19 protein-coding genes and 2 pseudogenes are annotated in these 19,220 nt (G+C 69.9%); 9 read left to right on the top strand and 12 right to left on the bottom strand.

Features of this window, described 5'->3' with window-relative positions:
- The first annotated feature begins 55 nt into the window (after window positions 1-55).
- Window positions 56-1,473: pseudogene (gene gltX / locus RUMESO_RS12845) on the top strand (glutamate--tRNA ligase).
- A gap of 23 nt (window positions 1,474-1,496) precedes the next feature.
- A pseudogene (locus tag RUMESO_RS12840) lies at window positions 1,497-2,788 on the top strand (citrate synthase).
- Window positions 2,789-2,850: 62 nt separating this feature from the next.
- Here RUMESO_RS12840 and RUMESO_RS12835 read toward each other — a convergent pair.
- The 9 genes from RUMESO_RS12835 to murI all read right to left on the bottom strand — a co-directional run bounded on the left by RUMESO_RS12835 (window position 2,851) and on the right by murI (window position 10,127).
- Window positions 2,851-3,297, bottom strand: coding sequence for a cytochrome c-type biogenesis protein (locus RUMESO_RS12835; RefSeq protein ID WP_037280781.1), 447 nt, complete (start codon window positions 3,295-3,297; stop codon window positions 2,851-2,853).
- A complete protein-coding gene (locus RUMESO_RS12830) occupies window positions 3,294-5,258 on the bottom strand; it encodes a heme lyase CcmF/NrfE family subunit (RefSeq protein ID WP_037280808.1) in 1,965 nt (654 codons plus the stop codon). The genes RUMESO_RS12835 and RUMESO_RS12830 overlap by 4 nt, the downstream gene beginning before the upstream one ends.
- 57 nt (window positions 5,259-5,315) lie before the next feature.
- The gene (locus tag RUMESO_RS27840; RefSeq protein ID WP_051521302.1) at window positions 5,316-5,792 is read right to left on the bottom strand and encodes a 3TM-type holin; all 477 of its coding nucleotides are present in this window, start codon (window positions 5,790-5,792) and stop codon (window positions 5,316-5,318) included.
- Between the two features lie 24 nt (window positions 5,793-5,816).
- The gene (locus tag RUMESO_RS12820) at window positions 5,817-6,428 is read right to left on the bottom strand and encodes a holin-associated N-acetylmuramidase (RefSeq protein WP_037280779.1); all 612 of its coding nucleotides are present in this window, start codon (window positions 6,426-6,428) and stop codon (window positions 5,817-5,819) included.
- A 105-nt stretch (window positions 6,429-6,533) separates the two neighbouring features.
- Window positions 6,534-7,028, bottom strand: a complete 495-nt coding sequence (ccmE, locus tag RUMESO_RS12815) for a cytochrome c maturation protein CcmE (protein WP_037280777.1) — start codon at window positions 7,026-7,028, stop codon at window positions 6,534-6,536.
- 10 nt (window positions 7,029-7,038) lie between these two features.
- A complete protein-coding gene (gene argC, locus RUMESO_RS12810; RefSeq protein WP_037280776.1) occupies window positions 7,039-8,064 on the bottom strand; it encodes an N-acetyl-gamma-glutamyl-phosphate reductase in 1,026 nt (341 codons plus the stop codon).
- Window positions 8,065-8,173: 109 nt separating this feature from the next.
- Complete coding sequence (locus RUMESO_RS12805) at window positions 8,174-8,434, bottom strand: DUF2171 domain-containing protein (protein WP_037280774.1); 261 nt, start codon at window positions 8,432-8,434, stop codon at window positions 8,174-8,176.
- 74 nt (window positions 8,435-8,508) lie between these two features.
- Entirely contained in the window at window positions 8,509-9,318 is an 810-nt protein-coding gene (locus tag RUMESO_RS12800; protein WP_051521301.1) for a CPBP family intramembrane glutamic endopeptidase, read from the bottom strand.
- Complete coding sequence (gene murI / locus RUMESO_RS12795) at window positions 9,315-10,127, bottom strand: glutamate racemase (RefSeq protein WP_037280771.1); 813 nt, start codon at window positions 10,125-10,127, stop codon at window positions 9,315-9,317. Before murI ends, RUMESO_RS12800 begins: the two co-directional genes overlap by 4 nt.
- A 213-nt stretch (window positions 10,128-10,340) precedes the next feature.
- Between murI and RUMESO_RS12790 the strand changes: the two genes are divergently transcribed.
- The 6 genes from RUMESO_RS12790 (at window position 10,341) to RUMESO_RS12765 (ending at window position 15,741) form a co-directional block, all read left to right on the top strand.
- Complete coding sequence (locus RUMESO_RS12790) at window positions 10,341-11,243, top strand: LysR family transcriptional regulator (RefSeq protein WP_037280769.1); 903 nt, start codon at window positions 10,341-10,343, stop codon at window positions 11,241-11,243.
- A gap of 275 nt (window positions 11,244-11,518) precedes the next feature.
- Window positions 11,519-13,672, top strand: a complete 2,154-nt coding sequence (gene purL, locus RUMESO_RS12785; RefSeq protein ID WP_037280768.1) for a phosphoribosylformylglycinamidine synthase subunit PurL — start codon at window positions 11,519-11,521, stop codon at window positions 13,670-13,672.
- Window positions 13,673-13,676: 4 nt separating this feature from the next.
- Window positions 13,677-14,123 (top strand): hypothetical protein, encoded by a 447-nt coding sequence (locus tag RUMESO_RS12780; RefSeq protein WP_051521300.1) that lies wholly within the window; start codon window positions 13,677-13,679, stop codon window positions 14,121-14,123.
- 71 nt (window positions 14,124-14,194) lie between these two features.
- On the top strand, window positions 14,195-14,437 hold the full coding sequence (locus tag RUMESO_RS12775) for a BolA/IbaG family iron-sulfur metabolism protein (protein WP_037280802.1): 243 nt from the start codon (window positions 14,195-14,197) through the stop codon (window positions 14,435-14,437).
- 11 nt (window positions 14,438-14,448) lie between these two features.
- Window positions 14,449-14,820: a Grx4 family monothiol glutaredoxin gene (gene grxD, locus RUMESO_RS12770; RefSeq protein WP_037280800.1), complete on the top strand. Its 372-nt coding sequence runs from the start codon at window positions 14,449-14,451 to the stop codon at window positions 14,818-14,820.
- A gap of 240 nt (window positions 14,821-15,060) precedes the next feature.
- A complete protein-coding gene (locus tag RUMESO_RS12765; RefSeq protein WP_037280765.1) occupies window positions 15,061-15,741 on the top strand; it encodes a hypothetical protein in 681 nt (226 codons plus the stop codon).
- 3 nt (window positions 15,742-15,744) lie between these two features.
- On the opposite strand, the gene RUMESO_RS12760 is transcribed toward RUMESO_RS12765, so the two are convergent.
- Window positions 15,745-16,176 carry a cell division protein ZapA gene (locus RUMESO_RS12760; RefSeq protein WP_037280763.1) on the bottom strand — a complete coding sequence of 144 codons (432 nt, stop codon included), beginning with the start codon at window positions 16,174-16,176 and terminating at the stop codon, window positions 15,745-15,747.
- Window positions 16,176-16,529, bottom strand: coding sequence for a hypothetical protein (locus RUMESO_RS12755; protein WP_245639266.1), 354 nt, complete (start codon window positions 16,527-16,529; stop codon window positions 16,176-16,178). The genes RUMESO_RS12760 and RUMESO_RS12755 overlap by 1 nt, the downstream gene beginning before the upstream one ends.
- A gap of 198 nt (window positions 16,530-16,727) precedes the next feature.
- Here RUMESO_RS12755 and tkt point away from each other — a divergent pair, with 198 nt between their 5' ends.
- Window positions 16,728-18,737 carry a transketolase gene (tkt, locus tag RUMESO_RS12750; protein WP_037280761.1) on the top strand — a complete coding sequence of 670 codons (2,010 nt, stop codon included), beginning with the start codon at window positions 16,728-16,730 and terminating at the stop codon, window positions 18,735-18,737.
- On the opposite strand, the gene RUMESO_RS12745 is transcribed toward tkt, so the two are convergent.
- The gene (locus tag RUMESO_RS12745; protein ID WP_082484011.1) at window positions 18,694-19,137 is read right to left on the bottom strand and encodes a DoxX family protein; all 444 of its coding nucleotides are present in this window, start codon (window positions 19,135-19,137) and stop codon (window positions 18,694-18,696) included. The genes tkt and RUMESO_RS12745 overlap by 44 nt on opposite strands.
- Window positions 19,138-19,220: the final 83 nt, after the last annotated feature.

Genomic DNA, 19,220 nt, shown 5'->3' with positions numbered 1-19,220 from the left:
CAGTAATGCGCGGCTGTCAGACTAGACCGGAATGGTGAAGGAGAGGTTAACAGCGATGACGGATTCCCAGGTCGTGACCCGCTTCGCGCCTTCTCCCACCGGGGCACTGCACATCGGCGGGGCGCGGACGGCGCTCTTCAACTGGCTCTACGCCCGGGGCCGGGGCGGCAGGTTCCTCCTCAGGATCGAGGACACCGACCGCGCACGATCCACGCCCGAGAACCGGCAGAAGATCCTCGACGGCCTGACCTGGCTCGGCATCGACTGGGACGGCGAGCCCGTCAGCCAGTTCGCCCGCGCCGACCGCCATGCCGAGGTCGCGCGCGAGATGCTGGCGCGCGGGCAGGCCTACAAGTGCTTCGCCACGCCGGAAGAGATCGAGGCCTTCCGCGAGCAGGCCCGCGCCGAGGGCCGCTCGACGCTCTACCGCTCGCCCTGGCGGGATGTCCCCGAATCGAAGCATCCCGACGCGCCCTTCGTGATCCGCATCAAGGCCCCGCGCGAGGGCGCCACCACGATCCACGACGCCGTGCAGGGCGAGGTCACGATCCAGAACGACCAGCTCGACGACATGGTCCTGTTGCGCGCGGACGGCACGCCGCTCTACATGCTCGCCGTCGTGGTGGACGACCACGACATGGGCGTGACCCACGTCATCGGGGCGACGACCACCTGACCAACGCCTTCCGCCAGAAGCTCATTTACGAGGCGATGGGCTGGCCCGTGCCGGTCATGGCCCACGTCCCGCTGATCTTCGGACCCGACGGCAAGAAGCTCTCCAAGCGCCATGGCGCGACCGCGACGGCCGATTACCAGGCCATGGGCTATCTCGCGTCGGCGATGCGGAACTACCTCGCCCGCCTCGGCTGGAGCCATGGCGACATGGAGGTCTTCACCGACGAGGAAGCCATGGAGGTCTTCGACCTGTCGGGGATCAACAAGTCGCCCGCCCGGTTCGACTTCAAGAAGCTCGAGAACATCTCGGGCCAGCACATGGCCCGCACCCCCGACGAGGCGCTGCTGCAAGAGGTCGAGTCGTTCCTGTCAGCCACCGGCGCTCCTCCGCTTACGCAGGGTCAGCGGGAGCGCTTCCTCCTCGCGCTGCCCGTCTGCAAGGTCCGCGCGAAGACCATCCCCCAACTCCTTGAGCAGGCGCATTTCGCCCTGACCGAACGACCCGTCCTGCCGGACCAGAATGCGTCAAAATCGCTCGATCCGGTATCCAATGGTATACTGCGTGATTTGACGTCGCACCTGCAGAATGCTAGCTGGACGCGCGACATCCTCGAGGGGGTGGTCGCCGCTGGGGCTGAGAAGAACGGCACGACGCTCGGCAAGCTGGCCGGGCCGCTTCGCGCGGCTCTGGCCGGTCGCACCGTGTCGCCCAGCGTCTTCGACATGATGCTCATCCTGGGGCGCGAGGAGACGCTCGCGCGCCTCACGGACACCGTAGAGCGCCAGGGGACTGAGTAATGGGACAACAAGGAGAGGCCTTCATGGCCGAGACCCGGACCGCGACGCTCACCATCGACGGCAAATCCTACGACCTGCCGGTCCTGTCGCCCACCGAGGGGCCGGACTGCATCGACATCCGCAAGCTCTATGGCCAGGCGGATGTCTTCACCTACGATCCGGGCTTCACCTCCACTGCGGCCTGCGAGTCCACGATCACCTACATCGACGGCGACGCCGGGGTCCTGCTGCACCGCGGCTATCCCATCGAGCAACTCGCCTCCAAGTCCCACTACCTCGAGGTCTGCTACCTCCTCCTCTATGGGGAGCTGCCCTCGGCGGCCGAGCTGGAGCAGTTCGAGACCACCGTGACGCGGCACACCATGCTGCACGAGCAGATCCACAACTTCTTCCGTGGCTTCCGCCGCGACGCGCACCCGATGGCGACCATGGTGGGCGTGGTCGGGGCCATGTCGTCCTTCTATCACGACAGCCTCGACATCAACGACCCGCGCCACCGCGAGGTCGCGGCCTTCCGGCTGATCGCCAAGATGCCGACGATCGCGGCCATGGCCTACAAGTACTCGGTGGGCCAGCCCTTCGTGTACCCGCGGAACGATCTCGACTACGCGTCGAACTTCCTGCACATGTGCTTCGCCGTTCCCGCCGAGCCCTATGACGTGAACCCGGTCCTCGCCCGTGCCATGGACCGAATCTTCACGCTCCATGCCGATCACGAGCAGAACGCCTCGACCTCGACGGTGCGCCTGGCGTCCTCCTCGGGCGCGAACCCCTTCGCCTGCATCGCGGCCGGGATCGCCTGCCTCTGGGGCCCGGCGCATGGCGGCGCGAACCAGGCGGCGCTGGAGATGCTGCGCGAGATCGGGACGCCGGACCGCATCCCGGACTTCATCGCCAAGGTGAAGGACAAGTCCTCGAACGTGCGCCTGATGGGCTTCGGGCACCGGGTCTACAAGAACTTCGACCCGCGCGCCAAGGTGATGAAGCAGTCGGCCGACGAGGTGCTCGACCTCCTCGGCGTCCACGACAACCCCTCCTCCAGGTCGCCAAGGAGTTGGAGCGGATCGCGCTCGAGGACGACTACTTCATCCAGCGCAAGCTCTACCCGAACGTGGACTTCTACTCGGGCATCATCCTCGAGGCGATGGGCTTCCCGACCTCCATGTTCACGCCGATCTTCGCGGTGGCGCGGACCGTGGGCTGGATCTCCCAATGGAAGGAGCAGCTCGCGGACCCGCAGCTCAAGATCGGGCGGCCGCGCCAGCTCTACCTGGGCCACTCCGAGCGCGACTACGTCGAGATCGAGAACCGCTGACGGACCCTGACTTCCAGACGTCGAGGCCGCCCTTCGGGGCGGCCTTTGCATTTCGGGGAGTGTCAGCGGCCCAGGAGATCGTCGAGCCGGGCCCGCTCCTCGGCCGTGAGATCACTTACATCCGGCGCAGTGCTTCGGCGGCGCACCACCGACCAGCCCAGGCCGAGCCCGGCCAAGAGAAGCGTCGGCGCGGCGAGCCAGAGGACGAGGTTCGCGCCCTCGGCGGTGGGTTTGAGGAGGACATACTCACCGTAACGCGCCACGACCGCGGCCTGCACCTGATCGTCCGTATCGCCGGCCAGCAGCCTTTCGCGGACGAACAGGCGGATGTCGCGGGCGACCTCGGCGTGGGACTCGTCGATGGATTCGTTGCGGCAGACCGGGCAGCGGAGGCCCTCGGAGATGTCGCGCGCCCGGGTCTCGAGCGCGGGGTCGGCGAGTTGCTCGCCGGGTTCCACGGCAAGGGCAGCCGTCGGGAGCAGGAGAAGCGCGAGGAGCAGGCCCTTCATTCGGCGGCCACCGCGCCGCGCGGCGCCTTCTTGGCTGCCCCTGCCGCGACCCGCAGGCGGCGGTCGGAGAGCGACAGGAGCCCACCAAGGGCCATGAGGATCGCGCCGCCCCAGATCCAGTTGGCGAAGGGCTTGACGTAGGTCCGGACCGCGTAGCCGCCGCCGTCCTGCGGATCGCCGATCACGACATAGACGTCGCGGAAGATGCCATTGTCGATGGCGGCTTCGGTCGTCGGCATCCCGGCCACCGGGTAGAAGCGCTTCTCGGGGAAGAGGCGAGCGACCTCCCGATCACCCCGCGTCACGGTCACGTCGGCGGTGAGGCTCTGATAGTTCGGGCCAGGGACCTGCTCCACGGCGTTGAGCGTCAGGGTGTAGGCGCCGACGTCGAAGCTCTGGCCCAATTGCGCGGTGCGGATGTCCTCCTCCGCCCAAGCCATCAGGAGCGAGACGCCGAGGATGGTCACGCCTAGGCCGGCATGAGCGAAGGCCTTGCCCCAGTCGGCGCGCGGAAGTCGCAGGAGACGGGACGGCCCCGAGCGGCCGATCCGCTGCCAGAGGTCCAGCGCGGCGCCGGCGATGATCCAGGTGCCAAGGGCGGCGCCCACGGGGGCGAGGATGGTGCGGCCCGTGCCGACCGTCCAGGCCAGGGCGGCCATCAGGAAGGCGAGGATCAGGGCGGGGAGAAGCGTGCGGACGGTCCGCCTCAGGTCGCCGCGCTTCCAGGCGAGGAGGCTGCCCACGGGCAGGGCGATCGCGATGGCGACCATGAAGGGCGTGAAGGCCGCCTGGAAGAAGGGGGCGCCGACGGAGAGGGTGCGGCCCAGGAGCATCTCGGCCACGAGCGGCCAAAGGGTGCCCACGAAGACGACGAAGGCGGCGACGGCGAGGAGGATGTTGTTCAGGACGAGCCCGGCCTCGCGGCTGACGATCCCGAAGACGCCCTTGGCCTCGAGCGCGGAAGCGCGGGCGGCGAAGAGGGTCAGGGCGCCGCCGACGAAGATGGCGAGCAGGAGCAGGATGAACACGCCGCGCGTCGGGTCGTTGGCGAAGGCATGGACCGAGGTGATGACGCCCGAGCGGACGAGGAAGGTGCCGAGCAGCGAGAAGCCGAAGGCGAGGATCGCGAGGAGGATCGTCCAGCTCTTCAGCGCCTCGCGCTTCTCGACCACGATGGCGGAATGGAGGAGCGCGGCGGCGAAGAGCCAGGGCATGAGGCTCGCGTTCTCGACCGGGTCCCAGAACCAGAAGCCGCCCCAGCCGAGCTCGTAGTAGGCCCACCAGCTTCCCAGCGCGATGCCGACGGTCAGGAAGATCCAGGCGGCGAGCGTCCAGGGGCGGACCCAGCGGGCCCAGGCGGCGTCGACCTTGCCCTCCATCAGCGCCGCGATGGCGAAGGAGAAGGACATTGAGAGGCCGACGTAGCCCAGGTAGAGGAAGGGCGGGTGGAAGGCGAGGCCCGGGTCCTGCAGGAGCGGGTTGAGGGCCCGCCCGTCCATCGGCGCCACGTCGAGCCGGGTGAAGGGGTTCGAGGTGAAGAGGATGAAGGCCAGGAAGGCCACGCCGACCGAGGCCTGCACCGACAGGACCCGAGCCTTGAGCGGCAACGGCAGGTTCGTCCCGAAGGTCGCGGCGGCGGCGCCGAAGCCCGAGAGGATCAGCACCCAGAGGAGCATGGATCCCTCGTGGTTCCCCCAGACGCCGGTCAGCTTGTAGACCCAGGGCTGCAGGCTGTTCGAGTTGGCGAGCACCACCTCGACCGAGAAGTCCGAGGTCAGGAACGCCCAGGTCAGCGCGGCGAAGGCGAAGGCGATGAGGAGGAACTGGGCGGTGGCGGCCGGGGCCGCCATCTCCATCCAGTTGCGCCAGCCCTTCTGGGCGCCCACGAAGGGCACCGCCATCTGGAGGAGCGCGACCCCGAAGGCGAGGATCAGCGCGAAATGTCCGAGCTCTACGATCATGGTAGGCATATACCGTTTCGGGGGTCGCGGGCCAAGGACGGTGGGCGGGTCAGATCGTCACGCCTTCGCGTTGCGCCAGGCATCGAGGGCGGCGTTCGGGCCGGAGCCTAGGGCATCGGGAAGGAGGTCGGCTTCGCTGTCGCGCGGGACGTCGGCGCGGGTCGTGGGTGCGGTGGTCGCCATCTCGCGCCGGAAGTCCTGGGAGCGGTCCTGGTAGCGGGCGCCGAAGTGCAGGGACAGGACGGCCCCGATGATCCACCAGAGCGCGTCGGGCATGTCGGAGAGGGCGTCCATGCGGGCGGCGAACCAGTCGGGAGCGACGAGGGCGGAACCGAGGAGGACGAGGCTGCCGAGGACCATGAGCGGACGCGGGAGGCGGTTCACGGCGTCCACCAGCCGGTCGTAGGCGGCGCGGCGCCGGGGGGAGAGGCCGGCGATGACGGGCGGCGGGACGGCGTCGGCGCGGGCGCGGAGCTCGTCGGCGAGGTCGAGGGCCTGCTCGGCGATGACAGGAGGCAGGGTCGGAAAGGTCATGATGGAAATTCCTCGGGAAAGGGGTCAGGCCCAGGCGGCGGTGCGGGCGCGGTGCTGGGCGTCGGTCAGGTGGTAGGCGGGCGAGATGAAGGCCTCGGCCCGGACGATCCAGCCGCCCTTCCCGCCATCCCGGCGGCGGCAGAACTTGCGCGAGGCGGGTCGGGCGTCGCCGAGCGCGTAGTAGTAGTTGCGCCGGGCGATGCCGTAGGCGTCGGCGATGTGGTCGGGCGCGAGGGCGGCGGCGGCCCGGGCGGCGGCGATGGTCCGGGGGCCGAGCACGCCATCCACGTCGCAGGGCTGGCCCATATCGGCCAGCAGCTTCTGGAGCAGGCGGATCGCCTGGGCGCCGGCGTTCACCTGCATGTCGAAGACCGAGGGCTGGAGGACCTCGGGCAGTTCGTCGATGCGGGGCGCGCGGTAGTAGTGCTGGATGAAGACCTGCGCGGCCTGGTCGGGGCTGAGGCGGCGGAGGTCGGCCTCGGTCACGCGGCCGTCGCCGGTCAGGTCCATGCGGACGCGGCGCAGCGTGGAGAGCGTCACGCCGTGGTTGGTGGCCCCGCCCGGGTCGGCCAGGTCGTTGGCCCAGCCGCCTTCGCGGGCGACGATCTCTCTCGCAACTTGTTCGACGGTGGTCATGCTGTTCCCCTTCAGGTGGCTGATGGGAACAGGGTCGCGGAATCGGGTTAACGATCCGTTACACTAACGAGCGTTGCGTGGGATCGCTTGCAATCGTTAATTTTGTTAACTTCCGGCCGTCTCCTGGCCCGGGACGGTGCCCTTGCAGTCGTAGGAATGCTGGGCCGTGGCGGGATCGACGCCCTGCGCCTGGAGCGATTCGGAGACCTCCTTGGGCATGTAGTTCTCGTCGTGCTTGGCGAGGACCTCGGTCGCCGTGAAGGTGCCGTCGGCGTAGGTGCCGGTGCCGACCATGCTCTCGTTCTCGGCGAAGAGGTCGGGGAGGAGGCCGGTGTAGGTGACGGGGATCGAGACGGAGCAGTCGGTGACGCGGAAGGTCACCGTCTCGCCCTGCCCGCGCACGAGGGAGCCCGCCTCCACGAGGCCGCCGATGCGGAAGACCTCGGAGGGGGATGGCGCCTCGGTCACGATCTGGGAGGGCGAGCGGAAGAAGTTGATGCCGTCGCGCATCGCGTAGCCGATCAGCACGGTCGAGAAGACCAGCGCGACGGCGGCGATCAGGATGATCTGGATGCGGCGCTTCTTCTTGAGGGGCATCATGGCGGTGGCCTCAGGGGAAGACGGGGGCGAGCATCAGCCCCTCGGTTTCGGGGAGCCCCAGCATCAGGTTGGCGTTCTGCACCGCCTGGCCGGAGGAGCCCTTGTTGAGGTTGTCGAGGGTGGAGACGACGAGGGCCCGGCCGGTGACGCGGTCGCCGGTGACGCCGAGGTGGACGAAGTTCGAGCCCTGGACGTGGGCCATGGCCGGCAGCTCGCCGAAGGGGAGGACGATGCAGAAGGGCTCGTCCGCATAGCGGGCGGCGAGGGCTGCATGGACCGCCTGGGCGTCGCCCTTGACGTAAACCGAGGCGAGGATGCCCCGGTTCACGGGCACGAGGTGGGGCGTGAAGATGATCCGCACGTCCCGGCCGGCGAGAGCGGAGAACTCCTGGTCGAACTCGCCGAGATGCCGGTGCTTGCCTCCCTGGGAGTAGCCGGCGACGTCCTCGCTCCGCTCGGCGAAGAGCATATTCTCCTTGAGGGAGCGGCCGGCGCCGGAGACGCCGTTCTTGAGGTCGCAGACGATGTCGTCGAGGTCGATGAGCTTGCCCTCGATCAGCGGGCGAAGGGCGAACTGGACGGTCGCGGCGTTGCAGCCCGTCCCGGCGACGAGGCGGGCGCCTTTGATGCGGTCGCGGTAGAATTCGGTCAGGCCGTAGACCGCCTCGGGCTGGAGCTCGGGCGCGGCGTGGGGCTGGCCGTACCACGTCTCGTAGGCCTCGGGCGAGAGGCGGAAGTCGGCGCCGAGGTCCACGACCTTGAGGTCGCGCGGCAGGCCCTTGACGAGCGCCTGGCTGAGGCCGTGGGGGAGCGCCACGAAGGCGAGGTCGATGCCGGAGAAATCCACCTGCTCGATGGTCGAGAGCGTGGGCAGGTCGAGGTGACGCAGGTGGGGAAAGACCTGGGCCATGCTCTGCCCCGCCTTGCGGTCGGCCGTGAGCGCGGCGATGCGCATCCCCGGATGGGTGGCGATTAGGCGGACGAGCTCCGCCCCCGTGTAGCCCGATGCCCCGAGGATCGCAATGTTGGCGGCCATGCCCAGTCCCCACTTGGTTCGGCGCCGATCTAAGCCCATGGGGGGCCGGGCGCAACGCCGGGGACGAGGGGCAGGCCCCGCCACGTTGACGCAGCGGGGCGGTGACCGGTCAGTCGGGCGAGGAGCGGTCCTCCTCCTCCTCGAAGAGCTCGGCGGCGTTGGCGCCGGTCGCGGAGAGGCGGACCCGGTCGCCCTCCACCTCGGCGACGAGGCCCAGCGAGATGTAGTGGTGGTGGCCCTCGTGGCTCTGGGTGTTGTCCTTCTTGGTCAGCTTGATGCGGTCGCCCTCGACCTGGTCCACGGTGCCGACATGGACGCCGTCCGCGCCGATGATCTCCATGTGCTCCCTGATCCCGCTTGCGTCCGCCATTGTGCCGCCTCCTTTGCGCGCGTGTTGACGTGCCTTAACGCACGATCGGTGATCTGGTGCCCCGCGGCGCGAAGTCAGGGCCGGAGACTGCCCCAGGCATCGCGGGGCACGGGCGGCGGGGCGGGAGGTCCGAGGCCGTCGCCGTCGCGTCCGACATGGCGGAGGAGCCAGAAGGGGTAGGCCCCGAGGGGCAGGATCGCGAGGAAGGTCAGGACCACGCCCAGCACGGGAATCTGCTGGCCGGGCTCGAGCGGCGGCGCGTCCCGGCCGATGAGGATCAGGCCGAAGTTCCAGGCGGCGTGGAAGAGGATCCCGGGCCAGAGCGACCGGAGCCGCAGGCGCAGCGCCATGAACATCAGGCCGCTCATCATGGCGGCGAGGCTCTGGAACAAGGCGGCGGCGATGTTCCCGATCAGGAAGGCGTTGAGGACGTGGATGATGCCGAAGAGGAAGGTCGTGACGAGGACGGAGGGCCATATCGCGAGGCGGTCGCGCAGGCCGGCGTAGAGGAAGCCGCGGAACATCGCCTCCTCGGAGAAGGCGCCGAGGGCGACGTTCACCAGGAGCACGAGAAGGACGGCGACGGGGGGCAGGCCCGTGGCGATGACGACGGCCGCGATGACGAGGAGGTAGAGCCCTGGCAGCCAGAGGACGCCGAGGCTGTCCCGTCGAGGTCGCCCGAAGCCGACGTCCGGCCATCGCAGGAGAGCCGCGGCGGCGGCGAGGAGCGCGCAGGCGAAGATGAACTGGACCGCGATTCCGCCGGTCACGACGGCGGCGATGGTGCGCGCGTCCTCGGGCGTGCGGCTGGTCGTCAGGTTGATCGCCAGCCACGCGACCAGCAGCAGGAGCGCGGTCGCGGGACGGGGGAGCCGGCGCCTCATGCGGCCTGGAACTCGATGCGGCGGCGGAGGAACTGGGTGGCGCGATCCGAGACCTGGCGCGGCTTGCCGGTGGTGAGGAACACCGTCTCGGCGCCCGGGCCGACCGTGTTGGGGCGGCGGCGCAGATAGTCGGCGAGCGATTCGGCCACGAGGCTCGGCTGGGAGAGGACGCGGACGCCGGGACCCAGCGCCTCGCGGAAGGCGTGCTCGACCAGCGGGTAGTGGGTGCAACCCAGGATTGCGGCGTCGGGGTCGGGCATCTTGCGCCTGAGGGCGTCCACATGGGCGCGGACCAGCGTCTCGGCGAGGATCATGTCGCCGTCCTCGATGGCGTCCACGACGCCGCCGCAGGCCTGCGATTCGACGTCGACGCCGATGGCGCGGAACGCGAGCTCGCGCTGGAAGGCGCGGGAGGCGACGGTGGCGGGCGTGGCGAAGAGCGCGACGTGCTTCACCGCGACCTCGCGCGGGGGGGAGTTGTCGCCCCACTGGCGCTCGGTCAGGGCCTCGATGAGCGGGACGAAGACGCCGAGCACGCGCTTGCTGGGAGGGACCCAGGACTCCTGCATCCGGCGCAGGGCTGCGGCCGAGGCGGTGTTGCAGGCGAGGATCACGAGGTCGCAGCCCGCGTCGAAGAGGCGCTGCGTGGCGGCGGTGGTCAGGCGGTAGATGTCCTCGGCGTCGCGGGTGCCGTAGGGCGCATGGGCGTTGTCGCCGAAGTAGACGAGCGGCAGGTCCGGAAGGCGCTTCTGCACCGCGTCCAGCACCGTCAGGCCCCCCAGGCCGCTGTCGAAGATGCCAACCGCCATGCCTATCCCGCCCCCCTGCCCCGTGTTCCCACAGGTCTAGGCCGCACCGCGACGGAAATCCACCGCCCGCTTGTGCCCGCTTCTCGTGCAACCCTGCCCGAATTTGGGGCGATCCATAAGCGTCATGCACAAATCGCAGGGCAGCCCGTGGAAAATGTCATAGAAAGGACATAGCTCGGTGCCAACCGCCCCCGATGCCCCGGAGGAGCCATGATGGATTGGGACAAGCTGCGCATCTTCCACGCCGTCGCCTCGGCGGGGAGCCTGACCCATGCCGGAGACAGCCTGCACCTGAGTCAGTCCGCCGTCAGCCGCCAGATCCGGGCCCTGGAGGAGAGCCTCAACACCACGCTGTTCCACCGGCACGCGCGCGGCCTGATCCTGACCGAGCAGGGCGAGCTCCTCTTCGAGGCGACGCGGTCGATGAACAAGCGGCTCGACGCCGCCGCCGCGCGCATCCGGGACAGCGAGGAGGAGGTCTTCGGCGAATTGCGCGTCACCACGACCATCGCCTTCGGGACGCTGTGGCTCGCGCCGAGGCTGAGCAAGCTCTACGAGCGGTTCCCCGACCTCAAGATCGACCTGAACCTCGAGGAGCGGGTGCTCGACCTTCCCATGCGCGAGGCCGACGTGGCCATCCGCATGAAGGAGCCCTCGCAGGCCGACCTGATCCGCAAGAAGCTGATGGGCATCCGCATCGGGCTCTATGCCTCGCGCGATTACCTGGACCGGGCGCCGCCCATCGAGAGGTTCGAGGACATCGCCCAGCACCGGGTCATCACGCAGGGGCCGACCTCGGCCCAGGTGGCGGCGGGGCAGAGCCTGGCGGAGCGGCTGCTGAGCCACGAGCCGCAGAGCCTCCTCACCATCAACAATTACTTCGGGGTCCTTCAGGCCACGCTGAGCGACCTCGGCGTGGGTGTGATCCCCGACTACATCACCGAGGACTTCCCGACGCTGGTCCGCGTCCTCCCGGAGGTCGAGTCCGGCGAGGTCCCGGTCTTCCTCGCATACCCGGAGGAGCTGCGCCAGTCGAAGCGGGTCGCCGCCTTCCGCGAGTTCGTGCAGGAGGAGGTGATCGCCCACCGCCGGCGCGTGCGGGAGATGGCGGCCTGAGGTTCCTCCGGCGGGCCAGGACGGGTCATGCTGCAGTTGCATGGCTGCCATGCTGTTAGCGGTCACGTTTGCGACTTGATGGTGCCGCAAACGCCTCTTATCTGGGCAGTCGAAGGCGATGATGCCTAGCGCTCATCATCTTCACCTCCCTGTTGGACTTAGCCGGGCCATCGTGCCCGGCTTTTTTTGCTTTTGCGGGATGACCGACGGGCCCGCAGCCCTTCCGCCCGCGTCCGCGAGTCCGTAAACGGCCCGCCATCAGAGCGGAGGACCCGATGGAACCCGAGATCACCCCCGACCTCGTCGCGGCGCACGGCATCAAGCCCGACGAGTACGAGAGGCTGCTGGGCATCATCGGGCGGACGCCCACCTTCACTGAGCTCGGCATCTTCTCGGCCATGTGGAACGAGCACTGCTCCTACAAGTCGTCGAAGAAGTGGCTGCGGACGCTGCCCACCACCGGGCCGCAGGTGATCTGCGGGCCGGGCGAGAACGCGGGCGTGGTGGACCTGGGGGACGGCGACGCGCTGGTCTTCAAGATGGAGAGCCACAACCACCCCTCCTACATCGAGCCCTACCAGGGTGCGGCGACCGGCGTGGGCGGCATCCTGCGGGACGTCTTCACCATGGGCGCGCGGCCCATCGCGGCGATGAACGCGCTGTCCTTCGGGGAGGTGTCGCATCCCAAGACCAAGCGGCTGATCGCGGGGGTCGTGGAGGGCGTGGGCGGCTACGGAAACGCCTTCGGGGTGCCCACCGTGGGCGGCGAGGTGCGGTTTCATCGGGCCTACAACGGAAACTGCCTCGTGAACGCCTTCGCGGCGGGGCTCGCGCGGACGGACGCGATCTTCTACTCGGCGGCCTCGGGCGTGGGGATGCCGGTCGTCTACCTCGGCGCCAAGACGGGGCGGGATGGCGTGGGCGGCGCGACCATGGCCTCGGCGGAGTTCGACGAGACCATCGAGGAGAAGCGCCCGACCGTGCAGGTCGGCGACCCCTTCACCGAGAAGCGCCTCCTGGAGGCCTGCATGGAGCTAATGGCCTCGGGGGCCGTCATCTCGATTCAGGACATGGGCGCCGCCGGCTTGACGTGTTCCGCCGTGGAGATGGGCGACAAGGGAGGGCTCGGCATCCGGCTCGACCTCGACCGCGTGCCGGTGCGCGAAGTGGGCATGACCGCCTACGAGATGATGCTGTCGGAGAGCCAGGAGCGGATGCTCATGGTGCTGAAGCCCGAGAAGGAGGTCGAGGCGCGGGCGATCTTCGAAAAGTGGGACCTCGACTTCGCCATCGTGGGCGAGACGATCCCGGAGGACCGCTTCCTCATCATGCTCGGCAACGAGGTGAAGGCGGACCTGCCGCTGTCGCAGCTTTCGTCGAGCGCGCCGGAGTATGACCGGCCCTGGGTGCCCTCCCCTGCCCCGGCAGCGCTGCCTGCGGTCCCGGAGATCGGCGCGGTCGACGCGCTGAAGCGGCTGCTGGCGGACCCGAACCACGCCAACAAGGCCTGGGTCTGGGAGCAGTACGACAGCCAGGTGGGCGGCGACACCGTGCGGCGGCCGGGGCTCGGCGCCGGGATCGTTCGGGTGCACGGGACGGGGAAGGCGGTGGCCTTCACCTCGGACGTGACGCCGCGCTACGTGAAGGCCAACCCCGTCGAGGGCGGACGGCAGGCGGTGGCGGAGGCCTGGCGGAACCTCGTGGCGGTGGGCGCGCGGCCGCTGGCGGCGACGGACAACCTCAACTTCGGCAACCCCGAGAAGCCCGAGATCATGGGGCAGCTCGTGGGCGCGGTTCAGGGGATTGGCGAGGCCTGCCGGGCGCTCGACTTCCCCATCGTGTCGGGGAACGTGAGCCTCTACAACGAGACGGACGGGAGCGGCATCCTGCCCACGCCGACCATCGGGGGCGTGGGGCTCCTGCGGTCGCTGGACGAGGTGATCGCGGGGCCGGCGCGGGACGGGGACGTGCTGGTGCTGGTCGGCGAGACGCGGGGTCACCTCGGGCAGTCGGCGCTGCTGGCCTGCCTGGGGGTCGAGGCGGGCGAGGCTCCGCCAGTGGACCTTTCGTCCGAGCGGCGGAACGGGGAGTTCGTGCTGCGCGTGCGGCCGCTGATCCGGGCGGCGACGGACCTCGGGGACGGGGGACTGGCGCTCGCGGCCTTCGAATTGGCACAGGCGGCGGGCCAAGGCGCGACGCTGGAGGCCAGCGACGTGCCGACGCTCTTCGGCGAGGATCAGGCGCGCTACCTGCTGGCGGTGGCGACGGAGAACGCCGAGGGGCTTCTCGCGGCGGCGGGCGAGGACGCGATTCCGGCGGCGATCGTGGGCCGGGTCGGCGGGACGGAGTTGCGGCTGGGCGGAGAGGCGACTCCGATGGAGGAACTCGTGCGGCTCTGGCGGACGGCCTTCGCCGAGGCCGTGGCCTGAGGCGATGCGGGCGCTTCTGCTCGCCCTGTGCCTGATCGCGGCAGGGCCCGCTCTGGCGTGGTGCCCGCTCGGCTGCGACACGACATGGACGGGCGCGGAGGCGGCGGAACGGCTGGCCTACCACTTCGGGTCGCTCCCGAAGGGGACGGAGGTCGTGGCCCTGGCCGAGGGCGGGTTCCAGGATATCACCTTGCAGGCCCGGCTGTCCACGGACGCGAAGGGGCTGAAGGACCTCCTCGCCGTCCTGGGGCTGAGCGAGGACGATCTGAGGCCCAAGGCTCATCCCTTCCTGGGCGGAGAGGGACCGGCCTGGTTCGACTACGCCGCGCAGGAGGGGCTCGTCTCGGCCGAGGGGCAGACGCACTGGCTCGACCCGGTGGCGGTGGCGGCGGCGCCCGACCCGGAGAGCCCGGAGCGCTGGCGCGTCTACCTCTGGGCCAACCTGACCTGAGGTCCCGCCCCTGCTTGCGCCTGGGCGTGCGGGCTCCTACCTTTGGTGCGAACGACAGGGGAGATTCAGAAATGGCCATGCAGGCTCAGGACATCGAACACCTGATCCGGTCGGCCTTTCCGAAGGCGCGGATCTCCATCACCGACCTCGCCGGCGACGGGAACCACTACGCCGCCGAGGTCATCGACGAGAGCTTCCGGGGCATGAACCGCGTCCAGCAGCAGCGGGCGGTCTATGCCGCGCTGAAAGGCCGCATGGACGGCCCCAGCGGGGAACTCCATGCGCTCGCGCTGACCACCAAGGCGCCCGATTGAGGATGGACCAGATGACCGACACCGTGACCGCGCAGGACCAGATCCGCGAGACCGTCAACAGCAACGACGTCGTGCTCTTCATGAAGGGCACCAAGCAGATGCCGCAATGCGGCTTCTCCTCGCGCGTGGCGGGGGTGCTGAACTACATGGGCGTGGACTACGCCGACGTGAACGTCCTCGCCGACCCCGAGGTCCGCCAGGGCATCAAGGACTTCTCCGACTGGCCGACGATCCCGCAGCTCTACGTGAAGGGCGAGTTCGTGGGCGGCTGCGACATCGTCACCGAGATGACCCTGTCGGGCGAGCTCGACGCTCTCTTCGACAAGGTCGGCGTCACCTACGACAAGCAGCGCGCCGAGGAGATTCGGGCCGCCAACGGCTGAACGCGGACCCGCGCGCTTTCGCCCAAGCCCTTGGCGCTTTTGCAACAGTCCCGCGCGGCCGGCGATGGCGCGGCCGCTCTCGGCTAGGCAGGCTTCGGGGCGGCATGGTTAGCTGACCCGACTGCTGCCACAGCCACTGGACGAAACCCTGTTGCAATCCCGGCCCCCGCCCCTGCCGCGCGGCCCCCTGGCGCTTTCCGCGGGACCGCCGGGCCTGGTCCGGGTCGTCCGTTCGGGCCCATGGCCCTACTTCTGAACCTCATCTTCGCGCTGGCCTTTGCGGGGTCGGTGGGCGGGGCCGTGCATCTGTGGCGCGCGCACCTCGACTCGACGCGACGCGACGGGATGCAGGCGCTCGCGGCCCGGCGGGGCTGGGCCCTGACCGTCACGGGCGAGAGGCTCGGGCGCGCGGGGACGCTGCGGCTCGTCCCGCGCGGGGGGCATCCCTGGATGGCCGAGGCGCGGCCGGCGGAGGGCAGACGCGGTGGGCCCGTCACCCTCTACGAGGCCGAGGAGCCCGCCTGGACCGAGGGCACCCTTGTCCTGATCGCCTGCGCACCCGAGGGGCCGCGCGACGCACAGCCGTCAGCCGAACCGCTCCCCCGCCCGCGCGAGGCGGCTCTGCGCGACCTCCTGGGCGAGGATGTGGCCCGTCTTGCGGGGCCGCTCGAGCAGGTGCCCGCGCCCGAGGGCGTCACGGCCCTTGCGAGCGGCGATCCGTCGCGTCGGCTCGAGCTGGAGGATCTCGCGCGCGTCATGTCGGCCTTTGCGCCCGTGGCGCGCGGGACCCGGGGGCGTCCGGTGCTGATTCTCTCGCCCGAGGGGATGCGGCTGCGCCTGCGACGAGCCCTCGCGCGCCCCGAGCAGATGGAGCGCTTCCTCGATCTCGCCTTCGCGATCAGCCGCCTGATCGGACCCTGAGGATCAGGCCGCCGATCCGGCCGCGCGCTCGGGCAGGAGCTGATTGACCGCGTGCGCGAGAGCCTCGGCCTCCTCGGCCACGTCGGCGAAGAGCTGGCGCAGCTCGGCCGGGATCGTCGGGATCTCGACGCGGACCTCCACGGGCACCTCGACCGGGACCTCGATCTCGCGCGGGCCGGCGGCAAGCTGGGCCTCGAGCTCGATCAGGCGGGCCTGCGCCTCCTTCAGGCGGTCCTCGAGGCCGGACGTCTTGTCGGCCAGCAGGAGCCCGGCCATCAGGAGCATCCGAGCCTCAGGCATCCGGCCGATCTGCCCGGAGATGGCCGAGGCTTCGGCGTCCAGCATCGCGGCGGCGGACTGGAGGAAGGGCTCCTCTCCCGGCTGGCAGGCGACCTCGAAGCTGCGGCCGCCGATGACGATCTCCACCTGCGGCATCAGCTCGCCTCCTCGACCAGGGGAATGAGTTCCGAGAGTACGGCGTCGATCTCGCCGCGCTCGGCCTCGCGGGAGGCCTTGAGGTCGGCCAGCTCGGCCCGCAGGCGCGAGAGCTCGACCTCGAGCGTGGCGCGCGACCCCTCCCGTTCGCGGAGCGCGCGGACACGCTCCTCAAGCTGGGCGTTGGCGAGGCGCTCGTCCTCCAGCTCGCCGCGGAGGCGGTCGAGCTCGGCGGCCTGGGCGGCGACGGCGGCCAGCGCTTCGGCGCCCGAGGCGATCCCCTCGAAGGCGGCGACGATCCGCCGTCGCGCCTCCAGAATATCCCCCAGATCGCCCAAACCCGCGTCGTCCATGCAACCCTCGCCCAAACCGTCGCGCCGGGCTTCCCGTCCCGGCCCGCCGCGCCCCTCGCGCCCATTTCCGGAGAGCCTACGGGAAAGCGTCGGCCCTCGCAACGCAGGAGTCCCCTGATTCGGGAAGGGCTTGGCGGGCGCGCTTGATCTTGCTTGTCGGGCTGGTAAGAGGCCCCGGACCCCTCAGGAGTGGACATCATGGACATCGCGAGCCTGCGCAACGCCCATTTCGAGCATTGGCGGCTGGCCGCCGCGATCCGGACGCTGACCCTGGACGCGGTCGCGGCGGCGAATTCCGGACACTCGGGGATGCCGATGGGCATGGCCGACGTGGCGACGGTGCTGTTCGACAAGCACCTCCGGTTCGACCCCAAGGCGCCGTTCTGGCCCGACCGCGACCGCTTCATCCTGTCGAACGGCCATGGGTCGATGCTGCTCTACTCGCTGCTCTATCTGACCGGCTACCCGGATATGACGCTCGAGCAGATCAAGGATTTCCGGCAGTGGGAATCGCGGACCCCGGGCCACCCGGAGGTTCACCACACCGCCGGGGTGGAGACGACCACCGGGCCGCTGGGCCAGGGGCTCGGCAACGCCGTGGGCTTCGCCATCGCCGAGGAGTCGCTGCGCGCGCGATTCGGTGCCAAGGTGATGGACCACTGGACCTATGTCTTCGCGGGCGACGGTTGCCTGATGGAGGGCGTGAGCCACGAGGCGATCTCGCTGGCCGGCAAGCAGCAGCTCTCGCGGCTGATCGTGTGCTTCGACGACAACGGCATCACCATCGACGGGAAGGTTTCGATGGCGGACGTGACCGACCAGGGCGCGCGCTTCGCGGCGGCCGGCTGGCACGTCCAGAGCATCGACGGGCATGACCCCGCAGCCATCGACGTGGCGATCCAGGCGGCGAAGGAGGACCCGCGGCCGTCGATGATCGCCTGCAAGACGCATATCGCGCTGGGCTCCTCGGCGCAGGATACGGCCAAGGGGCATGGGGCGCTCACGGACGCCAAGCTGATCGCCGACGTTAAGGCCGTCTACGGCTGGGACGCCGCGCCCTTCGAGATTCCCGCCGACATCAAGGCGCGGTGGGAGCAGATGGGGCAGCGCGGCGCCCAGGCCCGGACCGAGTGGGAGGCGCGCATCGCCGCCCTGCCCACCGCGCGTCAGGCCGAGTTCAAGCGCGTGGCCGAGGGCGAGGCGCCGCGCAAGCTGGCCGCCGCGATCCGGGGCGTGAAGCAGGCGGCCATCGGCGCGAAGCCAGTCGCGACGCGGAAGTCGTCGGAGCTGGTTCTGGAGGCTGTCAACGCCGTCATGCCTGAGACCATTGGCGGCTCGGCGGACCTGACGGGGTCGAACAACACGCTGACCAAGGACTTGGGCACCTTCGAGCCCGGCAACCGCAAGGGGCGCTACGTCTACTACGGCATCCGCGAGCACGGCATGGCCGCCGCGATGAACGGCATGGCCCTGCACGGGGGCGTGCTGCCCTATGGCGGCACGTTCATGTGCTTCGCGGACTACGCTCGCCCGTCGATCCGGCTCTCGGCCCTGATGGGGGCCAAGGTGGTCTACGTGCTGACGCATGATTCCATCGGGCTGGGCGAGGATGGGCCGACCCACCAGCCGGTCGAGCACCTCGCCATGCTGCGGGCGACGCCGAACCTGCGGGTGTTCCGCCCCGCCGACACGGTGGAGACGGCCGAGGCCTGGGAGATCGCGCTGACCCAGCCCGGCCCGTCGGTGCTGGCGCTGTCGCGGCAGAACCTCAAGCCCGTTCGGACCGAGCACACCAACAAGAACCTCTCGGCGCAGGGGGCCTATGTCCTCGCCGAGGCGACGGGCAAGCGTCAGGCGATCCTGATGGCCTCGGGCTCGGAGGTCGAGATCGCGATGGCCGCGCGCGAGCGGCTGGAGGCCGAGGGCGTGGGCACGCGGGTCGTGTCGGTTCCCTGCATGGAGCTGTTCGCCCAGCAGGACGAGAAGGTGCGGCGGCGGGTCCTGCCGCCCGGCGCGGTGCGGGTCGCGGTCGAGGCCGCCGTGCGCCAGCCCTGGGACCGCTGGCTCCTGGGCCAGGGCGGGCGCGAGGGCAAGGCCGCGTTCGTCGGCATGAGCAGCTTCGGGGCCTCGGCGCCGGCCGAGGTGCTCTACGAGAAGTTCGGGATCACGGCGGAGAACGTCGCCCGGACGGCGCAATCGCTGCTCTGACCTCCTGCGGGCCGGGGGCGGTCGAACGCTCCCGGCCTTCGAGCGCGTAGCGGCCCGGCCCGGCCGCCGCGAGCGCGAGGCAGCCTCCGGCGATGGCCCAGTTCTTGACGAAGATCGACATCTGCCAGCCGTCGCTGGGGATGTAGTGGAAGAGGCTCGTGACCCCGCAGTAGGCCGCGAGCAGGATCGCCAGCCAGCGCGTCCAAAAGCCGAGCGCCAGCAGGACACCGGCCACGAGATTGAAGGCCAGCGCGGGCCAGATGAGCCAATCCGGCCAGCCGAGCCCGGCGAGGAGTCCCTCGACGATGGCGGGGTCGAGCCACTTCTGCGCCGAGCCCAGCAGGAATAGTTGCGCGATCAGCAGCCGCGCGCCGAGGAGCGCGAGCGAGCGTGGATCCATGGACACCCCTCCCGATCCCGCAACCTAAGGCCGGAAACGAGGCGGGCCATGGTCTCGCGGCCCCTCTTCGGTTGACCTTCCGT

Origin of the sequence: Rubellimicrobium mesophilum DSM 19309, from assembly GCF_000600335.2 — a bacterium.
GTDB classification, from domain to species: domain Bacteria; phylum Pseudomonadota; class Alphaproteobacteria; order Rhodobacterales; family Rhodobacteraceae; genus Rubellimicrobium; species Rubellimicrobium mesophilum.
This window is presented reverse-complemented; position numbering and strand designations above follow the sequence as displayed.

What these genes read in the sequence shown, in the direction of transcription:
- RUMESO_RS12835 (WP_037280781.1), bottom strand. Translation starts at nt 3,297, where the DNA reads ATGAAGGGCCTGCTCCTCGCGCTTCTCCTGCTCCCGACGGCTGCCCTT.
- RUMESO_RS12830 (WP_037280808.1), bottom strand. Translation starts at nt 5,258, where the DNA reads ATGATCGTAGAGCTCGGACATTTCGCGCTGATCCTCGCCTTCGGGGTC.
- RUMESO_RS27840 (WP_051521302.1), bottom strand. Translation starts at nt 5,792, where the DNA reads ATGACCTTTCCGACCCTGCCTCCTGTCATCGCCGAGCAGGCCCTCGAC.
- RUMESO_RS12820 (WP_037280779.1), bottom strand. Translation starts at nt 6,428, where the DNA reads ATGACCACCGTCGAACAAGTTGCGAGAGAGATCGTCGCCCGCGAAGGC.
- ccmE (WP_037280777.1), bottom strand. Translation starts at nt 7,028, where the DNA reads ATGATGCCCCTCAAGAAGAAGCGCCGCATCCAGATCATCCTGATCGCC.
- argC (WP_037280776.1), bottom strand. Translation starts at nt 8,064, where the DNA reads ATGGCCGCCAACATTGCGATCCTCGGGGCATCGGGCTACACGGGGGCG.
- RUMESO_RS12805 (WP_037280774.1), bottom strand. Translation starts at nt 8,434, where the DNA reads ATGGCGGACGCAAGCGGGATCAGGGAGCACATGGAGATCATCGGCGCG.
- RUMESO_RS12800 (WP_051521301.1), bottom strand. Translation starts at nt 9,318, where the DNA reads ATGAGGCGCCGGCTCCCCCGTCCCGCGACCGCGCTCCTGCTGCTGGTC.
- murI (WP_037280771.1), bottom strand. Translation starts at nt 10,127, where the DNA reads ATGGCGGTTGGCATCTTCGACAGCGGCCTGGGGGGCCTGACGGTGCTG.
- RUMESO_RS12790 (WP_037280769.1), top strand. Translation starts at nt 10,341, where the DNA reads ATGGATTGGGACAAGCTGCGCATCTTCCACGCCGTCGCCTCGGCGGGG.
- purL (WP_037280768.1), top strand. Translation starts at nt 11,519, where the DNA reads ATGGAACCCGAGATCACCCCCGACCTCGTCGCGGCGCACGGCATCAAG.
- RUMESO_RS12780 (WP_051521300.1), top strand. Translation starts at nt 13,677, where the DNA reads ATGCGGGCGCTTCTGCTCGCCCTGTGCCTGATCGCGGCAGGGCCCGCT.
- RUMESO_RS12775 (WP_037280802.1), top strand. Translation starts at nt 14,195, where the DNA reads ATGGCCATGCAGGCTCAGGACATCGAACACCTGATCCGGTCGGCCTTT.
- grxD (WP_037280800.1), top strand. Translation starts at nt 14,449, where the DNA reads ATGACCGACACCGTGACCGCGCAGGACCAGATCCGCGAGACCGTCAAC.
- RUMESO_RS12765 (WP_037280765.1), top strand. Translation starts at nt 15,061, where the DNA reads ATGGCCCTACTTCTGAACCTCATCTTCGCGCTGGCCTTTGCGGGGTCG.
- RUMESO_RS12760 (WP_037280763.1), bottom strand. Translation starts at nt 16,176, where the DNA reads ATGCCGCAGGTGGAGATCGTCATCGGCGGCCGCAGCTTCGAGGTCGCC.
- RUMESO_RS12755 (WP_245639266.1), bottom strand. Translation starts at nt 16,529, where the DNA reads ATGGACGACGCGGGTTTGGGCGATCTGGGGGATATTCTGGAGGCGCGA.
- tkt (WP_037280761.1), top strand. Translation starts at nt 16,728, where the DNA reads ATGGACATCGCGAGCCTGCGCAACGCCCATTTCGAGCATTGGCGGCTG.
- RUMESO_RS12745 (WP_082484011.1), bottom strand. Translation starts at nt 19,137, where the DNA reads ATGGATCCACGCTCGCTCGCGCTCCTCGGCGCGCGGCTGCTGATCGCG.